At 45.1% G+C, this 12,135-nt stretch carries 14 protein-coding genes and 1 riboswitch; of the genes, 12 read left to right on the forward strand and 2 right to left on the reverse strand.

Annotation, left to right across the window (positions count from 1 at the left end; genetic code table 11):
* The first annotated feature begins 21 nt into the window (after positions 1-21).
* From sufB to DHX103_RS13715, 9 genes are all read left to right on the forward strand, one after another.
* Positions 22-1,419, forward strand: a complete 1,398-nt coding sequence (gene sufB / locus DHX103_RS13675; protein ID WP_422122801.1) for a Fe-S cluster assembly protein SufB — start codon at positions 22-24, stop codon at positions 1,417-1,419.
* Positions 1,420-1,552: 133 nt separating this feature from the next.
* Positions 1,553-2,413 (forward strand): DUF72 domain-containing protein, encoded by an 861-nt coding sequence (locus tag DHX103_RS13680; RefSeq protein ID WP_422122802.1) that lies wholly within the window; start codon positions 1,553-1,555, stop codon positions 2,411-2,413.
* Positions 2,414-2,440: 27 nt separating this feature from the next.
* Complete coding sequence (locus DHX103_RS13685) at positions 2,441-3,784, forward strand: bifunctional metallophosphatase/5'-nucleotidase (protein WP_422122803.1); 1,344 nt, start codon at positions 2,441-2,443, stop codon at positions 3,782-3,784.
* A gap of 71 nt (positions 3,785-3,855) precedes the next feature.
* A riboswitch (Lysine riboswitch) is annotated at positions 3,856-4,037 on the forward strand.
* Between the two features lie 109 nt (positions 4,038-4,146).
* The gene (locus DHX103_RS13690) at positions 4,147-5,724 is read left to right on the forward strand and encodes a Na+/H+ antiporter NhaC family protein (RefSeq protein WP_422122804.1); all 1,578 of its coding nucleotides are present in this window, start codon (positions 4,147-4,149) and stop codon (positions 5,722-5,724) included.
* Positions 5,725-5,918: 194 nt separating this feature from the next.
* A complete protein-coding gene (locus DHX103_RS13695; RefSeq protein ID WP_422122805.1) occupies positions 5,919-7,439 on the forward strand; it encodes a sodium-dependent transporter in 1,521 nt (506 codons plus the stop codon).
* 13 nt (positions 7,440-7,452) lie between these two features.
* A complete protein-coding gene (locus tag DHX103_RS13700) occupies positions 7,453-7,575 on the forward strand; it encodes a MetS family NSS transporter small subunit (RefSeq protein ID WP_422122806.1) in 123 nt (40 codons plus the stop codon).
* A 194-nt stretch (positions 7,576-7,769) separates the two neighbouring features.
* A complete protein-coding gene (locus DHX103_RS13705) occupies positions 7,770-8,132 on the forward strand; it encodes a YutD family protein (protein ID WP_422122807.1) in 363 nt (120 codons plus the stop codon).
* An 84-nt stretch (positions 8,133-8,216) separates the two neighbouring features.
* Complete coding sequence (locus tag DHX103_RS13710) at positions 8,217-8,663, forward strand: DUF86 domain-containing protein (protein WP_422122808.1); 447 nt, start codon at positions 8,217-8,219, stop codon at positions 8,661-8,663.
* Positions 8,663-9,427: a TIGR01457 family HAD-type hydrolase gene (locus tag DHX103_RS13715; RefSeq protein WP_422122809.1), complete on the forward strand. Its 765-nt coding sequence runs from the start codon at positions 8,663-8,665 to the stop codon at positions 9,425-9,427. The genes DHX103_RS13710 and DHX103_RS13715 overlap by 1 nt, the downstream gene beginning before the upstream one ends.
* A 22-nt stretch (positions 9,428-9,449) precedes the next feature.
* Here DHX103_RS13715 and DHX103_RS13720 read toward each other — a convergent pair whose 3' ends face one another.
* Positions 9,450-9,686, reverse strand: a complete 237-nt coding sequence (locus DHX103_RS13720; RefSeq protein ID WP_112224430.1) for a YuzB family protein — start codon at positions 9,684-9,686, stop codon at positions 9,450-9,452.
* A gap of 149 nt (positions 9,687-9,835) precedes the next feature.
* Between DHX103_RS13720 and DHX103_RS13725 the strand changes: the two genes are divergently transcribed.
* Entirely contained in the window at positions 9,836-10,903 is a 1,068-nt protein-coding gene (locus DHX103_RS13725; protein ID WP_422122810.1) for an NAD(P)/FAD-dependent oxidoreductase, read from the forward strand.
* An 86-nt stretch (positions 10,904-10,989) separates the two neighbouring features.
* Here DHX103_RS13725 and DHX103_RS13730 read toward each other — a convergent pair whose 3' ends face one another.
* The gene (locus DHX103_RS13730) at positions 10,990-11,310 is read right to left on the reverse strand and encodes a YuzD family protein (protein WP_422122811.1); all 321 of its coding nucleotides are present in this window, start codon (positions 11,308-11,310) and stop codon (positions 10,990-10,992) included.
* A gap of 83 nt (positions 11,311-11,393) precedes the next feature.
* Here DHX103_RS13730 and DHX103_RS13735 point away from each other — a divergent pair, with 83 nt between their 5' ends.
* Positions 11,394-11,630: a NifU family protein gene (locus tag DHX103_RS13735; protein WP_112224421.1), complete on the forward strand. Its 237-nt coding sequence runs from the start codon at positions 11,394-11,396 to the stop codon at positions 11,628-11,630.
* Between the two features lie 116 nt (positions 11,631-11,746).
* A complete protein-coding gene (locus tag DHX103_RS13740; protein ID WP_422122812.1) occupies positions 11,747-12,109 on the forward strand; it encodes a HesB/IscA family protein in 363 nt (120 codons plus the stop codon).
* The last annotated feature ends 26 nt before the right edge of the window (positions 12,110-12,135 follow it).

The raw sequence follows: 12,135 nt of genomic DNA on the forward strand, positions 1-12,135 counted from the left end.
CACAAGAACGGAGGAACGACGATGGCGAAGAAAATGCCTGAAATGGATGATTATAAATATGGGTTCCATGACAAAGACGTCTCGATTTTCCGCTCAAAACGCGGATTGACGGAAGACATTGTCAGAGAAATTTCGAAAATCAAAGATGAGCCTGAGTGGATGCTTGAAACCCGCTTAAAAGCGCTTAAAATGTTCTATTCAATGCCGATGCCACAATGGGGCGGAGATTTGGCACCATTGAACTTTGACGAAATCACGTATTACGTGAAACCTTCAGAGGCGAGCCAAACTTCATGGGATGAAGTACCGGAAGAAATCAAACGGACGTTTGATAAACTCGGTATTCCTGAAGCGGAACAAAAATACCTTGCTGGTGTTTCTGCTCAATACGAATCTGAAGTGGTCTACCACAACATGAAAGTGGAACTGGAAGACATGGGCATCATCTTTAAAGACACGGATGCCGCACTTCGCGAAAACGAAGATCTGTTCCGGGAATACTTCCAGACAGTGATTCCGACAGCGGACAATAAATTCTCTGCACTCAATACAGCAGTCTGGTCAGGTGGATCATTCATCTACGTACCACCAGGCATTAAAGTCGAAGCACCGCTGCAAGCCTATTTCCGCATCAACTCGGAAAACATGGGGCAGTTCGAACGTACATTGATCATTGTGGATGAAGGCGCAAGTGTCCATTATGTCGAAGGCTGTACAGCTCCGGTTTATACGACCAATTCACTGCATTCTGCAGTTGTTGAAATTATCGTTAAAAAAGACGGTTATTGCCGTTATACGACAATCCAAAACTGGGCGAACAACGTCTACAACCTTGTAACGAAGCGTGCATTTGTTGACGCAAACGGTACAATGGAATGGATTGACGGCAATATCGGATCGAAATTGACGATGAAATATCCTGCAGTTTACCTGCGCGGCGAAGGCGCACGCGGCATGACCTTGTCGATTGCCATCGCAGGCAAAGGCCAGCACCAGGATGCCGGTGCAAAAATGATTCACTTGGCACCGAATACTTCATCTTCAATCGTGTCGAAGTCAATTTCGAAACAAGGCGGGAAAGTTTCCTACCGCGGAATTGTCCGTTTCGGCCGCAAAGCCGACGGCGCACGTTCGAACATTGAATGTGATACGTTGATCATGGATAACGAGTCCACGTCGGATACGATTCCGTACAATGAAATCCTGAATGACAATGTTTCTTTGGAGCACGAAGCGAAAGTTTCAAAAGTTTCTGAAGAGCAATTGTTCTACTTGATGAGCCGTGGCGTTTCTGAACAGGAAGCGACTGAAATGATCGTTATGGGCTTCATCGAACCATTTACAAAAGAACTTCCTATGGAATATGCGGTTGAAATGAACCGTTTGATCAAATTCGAAATGGAAGGTTCAATCGGTTAATCGATTGGATTCCCCAAAAACCTTCGTTGCTGAAAAGCAGCGAAGGTTTTTTGTGTTTCCTCAATTTCCAGAATAAGACGCTCAATATTTTCTGTGCTATCATTGAAGCAGCAAGCATTTCGGAGGTGGCATAATGATATATGCGGGATTAACTGGCTGGGGAGATCACCCCGATGTCTACAGTCCGGGTTCGAAACAAAAGGACAAATTGACCGATTATGCGGGACATTTTCCGGTAGTCGAGTTGGACTCTTCCTTTTATGCAGTTCAGCCGGAACGGAATATTCGAAAGTGGATCGACGACACACCAGATTCTTTTCAATTTGTCGTTAAAGCTTATCAGGGGATGACGGGGCATTTGCGCGGAGAAAATCCTTTTGAAACGGAAGACGAAATGTATGAAGCGTATATCAAATCCATTCGGCCGCTCAAAGAAGCAGGCAAACTGGCGATGGTCTTATTGCAATTTCCTCCGTGGTTTGATTGTGTGAAAGAGAATGTGGATGAAATCAGAAGGATTATAAATAAATTAAGCGAATTCGATCTGGCAATCGAGTTCCGCCATCAATCGTGGTACGCCGAAGGATTTCGCGAAAAGACTTTTGAATTCCTGCGGGAGCATAATTTGATCCATTCCGTCTGCGATGAACCGCAGTCAGGGGATGGCTCGATTCCGCTCGTACCGGTGTCGACAAGAAAAGACAAAGTGCTGTTCCGGCTCCATGGCCGCAATGTCCACGGCTGGGTCAATGTTGGAAACGCGAAAAACTGGCGGGAAGTCCGTTATTTATATGATTATAACGAAGATGAACTGACAGAAATCAGCGAGGCTGCGAAAACATTGGATCGCACCACTGAGCATGTGTATGTCATTTTCAATAATAATTCCGGCGGCCATGCTGCCGGAGACGCAAAACAATTCCAGCAGATGAACAAGCTGGTGTTTGAAGATCTTGCACCCAAACAGCTGGATCTGTTTGAAGAGGAATTTTAATGAAGGGCCGTAAAGAGGTGTTGTAAAATGGCTGAAACTATTCATATCTACCATACAAATGATCTGCACAGCCATTTTGCCAATTGGCCGAGCATCCACGCTTTTTTAGTTGGACGGAAACGCTGGCATGAAGAAATGGGCGATGTCTGCCTCATTCTCGACATCGGCGATCACGTGGACCGTTCCCATCCGTTCTCGGAAGGCACGGCCGGCAAAGGCAATGTGCAAATGCTGAACGATGCATTCTACGATGCAGTGACGATTGGCAACAACGAAGGCATTACCTTATCCAAAAAAGAATTGGATGCGTTGTATACGGAGGCTGATTTTGATGTAATCCTCTCCAATCTGTTAAGCGAAGATGGAGAACGGCCCGATTGGGCGAAACCTTATAAAATTCGGGTGACACCTGAAGGGAAGCGCATCGGCCTGGTGGGTGCAACGGCTGAATTCACTCCTTTTTATGAAAGATTGGGATGGCAAGTGACGGCTGCGAGGGAATCGATTCTTCAATCGGTGGAAGAGATCAAAGCTCACACAGACTTGATTGTCTGCCTGTCGCATCTTGGGGTGCGGGAAGATGAAATTTTGGCGGAGGCCTGTCCGGAAATCGATCTGATTCTGGGTGCGCATACCCACCATATATTCCACGACGGCAAGCAGATCGGCGACGTGCTGCTCGGTGCAGCCGGCAAGTTCGGGGCCTATATCGGCCACGTCATCATTGACGAGGAGCTGGAGAAGAAAAAAGCTTATTTGATTGATACTGAAAAGCTCGATAATCCGGATGAGCATTACGATCGTGATCGGAGAACGGAAGGCAAGGCATTGCTGAAAGACACAGTGTTCCATAATGATGTGGCTTTAAAAGCGGAATGGTTCAAGGAATCGGAAATGGCTCAATTATTCGGAAAAGCGATGATTGAATTTTCACGGGCGGATTGTGCATTATTCAACGCGGGCCTGTTTATGGAAGATATGCCTCACGGGGAAGTCACCCGCTATGATTTCCACCGGATGTTGCCGCATCCCATCAACCCTTGCATGATCGAACTCACGGGGGCGGAATTGAAAGAAATTTATTTGCAGTCGATGAATTCGGATTGGCCGCAACTGGAACTGAAAGGCCTTGGATTCCGCGGTGTGGTGTTCGGGAAAATGATTCGCACCGGGATGGAATTGGAGCACCATCAATTATTCATCAATGGAAAGCGGGCTGACAGTGATAAAGTTTATAAACTGATCACGCTGGATATGTTTACGTTTGGCTATTTTTTCCCGGAATTTAAACGTTCCCCGAAAACCTATTTCATGCCCGAATTTATTCGGGATGTATTCAGTGGCTATTTTTCGCGCAAAATGGTGAAATGATCGGAATATTCAGTTGTGAATTGACCTTGATTTCCGTATAATTTTAGGATATGCTAACTAAGAATTGTATATCGATGGGTAGAGGCTGCAAAACTGATGAGTAGAATATGTGAGCGTGACAGCGATGAACATATTTGAAAGGTGGTTTTGCCGAAGTCCGTTTTCAGTTGTCACAAGAAAATGGGGCTGGGGGCATTCTTAATAAGGATGTCACTGTCATTTATGCTTGCATAAATGGAGAGCTACAGGTTTGTTTGATGTTTTACTGCACAAACGAATTGTAGAAAGCCGACTTGTCCCTTTGGATTGAGCCGGCTTTTTTTCTCCAATCTATTCCATCAAAAAATAGGAGGAAACTATTCATGGAAAACACAATTTTTTCAATACTGCCCCCGATTATTGCAATCGTGATGGTCTTGTTGACGCGTCGCGTATTGTTATCACTGGGAGTGGGTATTCTTGCTGCTGCGTTAATCCTGACGTCATTCGCACCAGTTGGCACCCTGCAGGAATTATTTACATCATTCCAGGTGATTTTCTGGGACGAAGGTTTTAACGCGTATAATGTATTTATTCTTCTATTCTTATTATTACTCGGAATTATAACGGCATTCGTCAGTTTATCCGGAGGGAGCCACGCATTTGCTGAATGGGCTTCCGAGCGCGTCAAATCACGCCGCGGCGCAAAAGTTCTGACAGTAGCCCTTGGTATCGTAATATTCATCGACGATTATTTCAATGCACTGACTGTTGGCCAGGTCGCACGTCCGATTACAGACCGTTATAAAGTTTCACGTGCGAAGCTTGCATACTTCATCGATTCCACTGCTGCGCCAGTGTGTGTTGTGTCACCGGTTTCGAGCTGGGGAGCAGCCATCATCGGAATCATCGCGACGATTCTTGCGGGCCAAACGTTTGTTGAGTATTCCGCTTTGGAAGCTTTCCTATGGATGGCGCCGATGAACTTCTATGTAATAGCAGCACTTTCTATCGTATTTTTCGTTGCTTACCGCGATGTTGATTTCGGTGAAATGAAAAAGCATGAAATCAAAGCAATTGAGCACGGAGAGCTTTATGATCCTGAGAAATCGATTCCAGGTGAAATGAAAGAAGAATTTCCTTCTCATTCCCATGGCCGCGTACTTGATTTATTGCTGCCAATCCTTATATTGGTTGTCGGAACTGTAGCCGCCATGTTGTGGACCGGCTACCAGAATGCAGGCCAACAACTTGATGTATGGCTGATTTTTGAAAATACCGATGTACCGTTATCATTATTAGTTGGTGGACTTCTGGGAACCATTACATCCATCGTTTTATATGTGCTGCAAATGAAGAAGAATGAAACTGCCAATGCCGGTTGGGTCGGCAAAGGAATCTGGGCAGGGATCAAATCAATGATCGGTGCGGTCCTGATTCTGATTTTCGCCTGGTCTTTGACTTATCTCATCGGCGCATTGGAAACAGGAACTTATCTTGCTGGCATTGTGAGTGAAGGCAATATTCCTGTTTCAGTTCTTCCCGTATTATTATTCGTTCTTGCTGGAGTGATGGCATTTTCGACCGGAACATCTTGGGGCTCTTTCGGTATTCTTTTACCGATCGCTGGAACCATCATGATCGAAGCTGCTCCTGAATTATTATTGGCATCTTTATCGGCTGTTCTTGCCGGCGCTGTTTTCGGTGACCATTGTTCACCGATTTCAGACACGACAATCTTGTCATCAACCGGTGCAGGGAGCAATCATATGGACCACGTGGCCACTCAGCTTCCATACGCTTTGACTGCTGCAGCAATTGCAGCTGTAGGGTATTTAGTCATAGGCTTTACCGGGTCGCTGTTATGGTCATTATTAGCAGTAATTGTTATTCTTGTAGTATTGTTTATTGCTTGGTCGCAACGAACGACTATCCTTGAAAAGAAAGAAAAAGCGCTTTAAATCAAAAGCGGAGAGAATTTCTCTCCGCTTTTTTATTATGGGGATAATAGTTTTTTAAAAAAATCTCAGAAACTGTCTTTACTTTGTTCGGGCGGCTCGGTATACTATTTTTAGATTAGTTAATAATCTGAAAATATACAAACTTCTCATTTTTCTGTCAGAAAAATGGAAGTTCGTAAAGAGGGGGAGAAATTATGGAACGTTCGCAATGGGGTACACGCGCCGGTTTTATCATGGCGGCAGTCGGCTCGGCAATCGGTTTGGGAAACATTTGGCGTTTTCCGTACGTTGCCTATGAAAATGGTGGAGGAGCATTCTTTATACCGTACTTATTCGCTCTGCTAACAGCAGGGATACCGATTCTTATCCTCGAATTCACCATCGGGCATAAATACCGTGGATCAGCACCATTATCTTTCTTCCGCATGAGCGGAAAGAAAGCTGAATGGCTTGGTTGGTGGGCAGTACTTGTTTCCTTTGTCATATCGGTCTATTATGCAGTTATTATTGCCTGGGCAATGCGTTATACAATTTTCGCATTCAATCAGGCATGGGGCGAAGACACGCAAGCATTTTTATTTGGAGACTTTCTCCAACTGGGAGACGTCCCGGGACAAACTGGCGATATCGTCTGGGGGATCTTTATTCCACTAGTATTGGTATGGGCTATTACTCTGGGAATTCTTTTAGCCGGAGTTAAGAAAGGGATTGAAGCTGCTAACCGCATTTTCATTCCGACTTTGGTGGTAATCTTCCTGATTATTGTTATCCGCGCTGTAACTTTGGACGGAGCGATGACAGGCTTGAACGCATTCTTCCAGCCGAACTTTGATGCCATTATGGATCCAACGGTTTGGGTTGCGGCATACGGACATATTTTCTTCAGTTTATCCGTAGCATTTGCCATCATGATCACTTATTCCAGTTATTTACCTAAAAAATCAGATATTACCAATAATGCTTTCATCACAGGTTTTGCCAACTCAAGCTTTGAGTTGCTGGCAGGGATCGGGGTATTCGCTGTATTAGGATTTATGGCGGTTCAATCCAATGTTCCCGTAGCGGAAGTGGCTACTGCCGGTGTCGGATTGGCGTTTGTGGTATTCCCGCAGATCATCAACCAATTCCCAGGATTCAATGGATTATTCGGTGTCCTGTTCTTCCTGTCCTTAACACTGGCAGGCTTAACGTCTCTCATGTCCATCACTGAAACATACGTGGCGGCAATTGCAGAGAAATTTGGCACATCACGCCGTAAAGCTGTTGCTTTCGGTGGCGGTTTGGCAGCTGTAATTTCGATTCTGTTTGCTACTCAAGGCGGACTTTACTTCCTTGACCTTGCAGATTATTACATCAACCAATTCGGTGTCGCAGCAGTCGGTCTTGTAGAAGTGGTCATGGTGGTTTGGATCCTGCGCAAAGCAGACAACCTGAAAGATCATGCAAACGCAATTTCCGATATTCCGCTTGCGGGCTGGTGGAAATTCTCACTTGGCGTTATTACACCGATCGTCTTGGGCTATATGATGTTCGGATTGCTGAAACTTAACATTCTCCAAGAATGGGATACTGACACAGGAAACTATGAAGGATATTCGAATATGTTCACTCTATTCGGTGGGGTTGCTGTAGCAGGTCTTGCTTTGCTCTTAGGAATTTTGTTCTCACTCGGCAAATGGCATAAGAGCCAGGCAGAATTCGACGAACATAAATAAGGGAGGGAACGATATGGAACCAAGCGCAATCGTAGTCATGATTATCGGCATGTTGCTGTTATGGGGTGGCTTAGCAGCCAGCATCTTCCATGCAGTACGAAGCAGCAAAAAGAATAAGGCAGATAACGCAGCATAATCTGTAAAACCCCCCGGAAACGATTCGTTTCCGGGGGTTTCTTTTTGGAAGACTGTTCCTTGTGAGGCTCGCCGCTTTATGGTACATTTGGAAAAGAGAATGGCAGACATGCTGCAGATGGTAAACATCCCCGGCATTCCTACAAGGAATCAGCAAGCTTCCCCGGAAGCTTAACTAATTGGATGGTGAAAAATTTGATTACTATTGATCAGTGGAATTATGAAATTGTCATCGATTACCGTGAAGGTTTTCAGGAAGAAGCAATTACGAATCGCTATAGTGAAATTCTGGGCAAGTATGATTATATTCTTGGAGACTGGGGCTATGGCCAGCTTCGCTTAAAGGGATTTTTTGAGGACACGAACCATAAAGCCAGCTATGACACGAAAATCAGCACGTTACAGGATTACCTTTACGAATATTGCAATTTCGGCTGTGCCTATTTTGTTATTAAGAAGGTTGGCAAAGCGCCAGAACCTGTAAAAGAAGAAATTGAGGAAGCAGAAGAGCAGGCAGCAGACCAAACCATAAATGAAAACCCCGTAGCAGAAGCATGATGCAGCGGGGTTTTTTCATGCCATTATGCTATTATAAGGGATGAGCTAGTGAAGAAAGAAATTATATCTGTTGGAGGGTTTAAGATGTATTTTATTGACCGCAGCAAGATTACTGAAACGATTACCTATATGAACTCTTTAGTGAAACTATACGAATCAACCGAAAGCTGGGACACCCTGGAAAGCGAATTGGCTCTTGAGCGTCTGACCCATAATATTATCGAATCGATTATAGATGTCGGCAACAGCATGATTGATGGTTTCATCATGCGGGACCCCGGCAGTTACGAGGACATCATTGATATCTTAACGGATGAAAAAGTGATTTCTCCGGAGATGGACGCGCCGTTGAAACGGGTTATTGGGCTAAGAAAATCTTTGGTGCGCGATTTCATGAAAATGGATCACGATAACATTACCAGCGTTTTGAATGCCACAATCGGTGAGCTCCAATTGTTCGGGCCGAAAGTGGAGCATTACCTTGTCCATGAACTTGGACCGGTGTCAGCATTCATACCGGAGAAGAAATAATGAAGGATTATAAAGCTTATTGCCTTGATCTGGACGGTACGGTGTTTCGGGGAACTCAAGTGATTCCGGAAGCTGCCGACTTTATAGAGCGTTTGCAAAAACGAGGCATTGAACCTTTTTATGTAACCAATAATGCCTCTATGACCCAGCAGCAATTTTCCGATAAGATGAAAGCTTTCGGCATTTTGGCTCCGCCTGAACAGATCATGACATCGTCCATTGCAGCGGCGAAATACATCAAAAGATGGTATCCGAACCGGAATGTATTTATGATCGGCACGGATGGTGTGGAAGAGGCGCTTCGGAGTGAAGAAATTGAGAGGGTTTACGACAATGCGGACATTGTTTTAATGGGCATCGACCGCAATATCAATTTTCAGAAGTTGGCAACGGCTTGCCTGGAAGTGCGCAAAGGGGCAGTGTTTCTGTCCACGAACCGTGATTTGGCATTCCCTTCTGAAAAAGGATTTATGCCCGGCAATGGGGCTTTTACAAAAGTGGTTTCGTCATCAACGGGGGTTGAACCCATCTTCATCGGCAAGCCCGAAAGGCATATGCTGGAAGCGATTCAACATACCAATGGATTTAAACCGGAAGAGATGGTCATGATCGGCGATAATTATGATACCGATATTCAGGTTGGCATCCGTTTTGGCATCGATACGGTCCATGTCAATACAGGGGTCACCCCAATGGAAGATGCGATTGAAAAAGATGTTCCGCCAAGTTATGCAATTGAAAACCTCAGTTTTTGGGAAATATAAAAAAGCCATCAATTAGGATGGCTTAGAATAATGGGTTTTCTTCTATAAACTCATACACTTTGCGTGTCAGTTCTTCAGGGGTATCTGCTTCGACAATTTCGCCGTTAACAAGCGCGTAGAGTGTTTCAGCGCATTTTGTGCAATAACTCAAGCAGCCATATTCCAATACATCGAGATTCGGATCCCGATCCAATTTCTCAAAAGCTTCTTGGGCCCCATTGACGATATTGCTGACGCAAAATTCAACAATTGGATTCATTAAGGTCACCTCGCTACTTGGAAATCCTACCTCCTTTCAGGGGGAAAGTCAATTATTTGATTTCTCCTGAATTCATTGTGAAAGTTATCACAATCCGATATACTTTATTTGAGATACAAGCAGAATGATGAAAGTTAAAGGAGATATTTATGCGAAAACTAGTCTTATTGGGCGGCGGTTACGGCAATATGAGAATATTGCTGCGTTTATTGCCCAGCAGTTTACCACAGGACGTCGAAATTACATTAATCGATCGTACCCCGTTTCACAGCATGAAAACAGAATTCTACGCGCTTGCGGCCGGAACAGAATCGGACCACGATGTACGGGTCGATTTCCCGGAGCATGAACGCTTGAAAATTGTTAATGGTGAGATTCTTGAAATTGGCCTCGAAGAGCAATGCATCTTCATGGAGAATGGCCAGCGTGTCGATTACGATGATTTGGTCATCGGCCTGGGCTGCGAAGATAAATATCATAGCGTGCCCGGAGCGGATCAATACACTTACAGCATCCAGACCATCGGTAAGTCACGCCAGACTTACCAGGCGCTGCTTGGACTGCCGGCCAATGCGGTTGTCGGCATTGTCGGCGCCGGCCTCAGCGGAATTGAGCTGGCGAGTGAGCTGCGTGAAAGCCGCGAAGACCTGCAGATCAAATTATTTGACCGCAGTCCGCGTATTTTACGCGATTTCCCTGAACGGCTGAGTAATTTTGTGAAAAAATGGTTTGATAATCATAATGTCGATGTGGTTTCCAATTCGAACATTACAAAAGTGGAACCGAATCTTCTCTACAATCACGAAGACACAATCCCGGTGGATGCAGTCGTTTGGACTGCCGGTATCCAACCGGTCAAGCCCGTGCGTGATCTGGGACTTGAAGGCGATTCTATCGGCCGTGTCGTGATCAACCAATACCATCAGCTTCCTTCCCATGACAATGTTTATGTCGTCGGAGATTGTGCGGCTTTGCCGATGGCTCCATCTGCACAATTGGCGGAAGAGCAAGCTGAACAGATCGTCAAAGTGCTTAAGATGCGCTGGAAAGGCGAAGAGCTTCCTGAAACCATGCCGGAGATCAAGCTGAAAGGCTTCCTCGGCTCATTGGGCAAAAAACAGGGCTTCGCCTATCTGGCAGACCGGACAGTCACAGGACGCATTGCGCGCCTGATGAAGTCCGGCGTACTTTGGATGTACAAATGGCATAACGGATAATAGCTTAAAATAAAAAGCGCTCAGCAATGAGCGCTTTTTATTGTGTACAGACTCCAGCGGCTGATCGGGCGCAGTCGCTTTTCTTTCTATGCAGTAAATCCGTGTTTTTCAAGTTCTTTGTAAATCGGCTTTAATTGGACATAGCCTTCCGCTGCAACTTCATCTTCCACCAGTACGAGCGGATAGAAAAATTCGTCATCGCGGATGCGCTGGATATATTCTTTTTGGCGCTCGTCTTCGGGCTCTTTCTCAATGTCGATATAAGTAATTGAAAATGGCTGGTCTTTGTATTTTCTTGGTATGGCGGCTTGCAGCCACTCAAAAGTATCAAGTGAGGACGGCGCATTTACACAGCTGGCGCAGATTACTTCTGCTCCATAAACTTCAATGGCGATTTTCTTAGTCATAAAATTGGACCTCCTGTAAATTCATTAGTGGCTTTTTCGTTCTAATCACATTATAATGATTATAATGAAAGGAGTCGATATAAATGACTGAAGCTTTGTTGGAAGATCAAGTAATGGAAGTCTTAGATAAATTACGTCCATTCCTTTTACGTGACGGAGGCGACTGTGAACTCGTTGACATAGAAGATGGCATCGTGAAACTTCGTCTGCTCGGCGCATGCGGAAGCTGCCCAAGTTCGACAATTACATTGAAGGCTGGAATTGAACGCGCATTAACGGAGGAAGTTCCTGGCATCGTAGAAGTAGAACAAGTATTTTAAAGCCAAGGGACCTGTTACGGGTCCCTTTTTTGCACGTTTGGAGGTTCACGGGATTTGCTGTTTGGACCTCGCACGATTTTATTGATATCATAATGGAAAGGAAAGGGTGAATGGTAATGGAACAAGTTGTCGAAATTACAGAAGCCGCTTCTTTTCAAGTCAAAGAAATGATGCGGCATAATGAAGAGGAAGATTCGTTGCTGCGTGTGGCCGTTAACGGTGGAGGCTGCAGCGGTTTAACATACGGCATGGGATTTGAAAAAGAGCAGAGTTCAGAAGATGAGCTCTATGAACAATTTGGAATTCCCATCCTGATTGCCAAAAAAGATGCGCCCATATTGAAAGGGACAGTCGTCGATTACAAGCAATCGCTGATGGGCGGGGGCTTTACGATCGAAAATCCGAACGCCATTGCAAATTGTGGGTGTGGAACTTCTTTCCGGACAGCCAAGGACGTTGGTACACCAGAAAACTGCTAAGTTGATATTCAAAGAAAAACCTTCTG

The sequence above is a fragment of the Planococcus daihaiensis genome (assembly GCF_049262615.1).
Taxonomy (GTDB): domain Bacteria; phylum Bacillota; class Bacilli; order Bacillales_A; family Planococcaceae; genus Planococcus.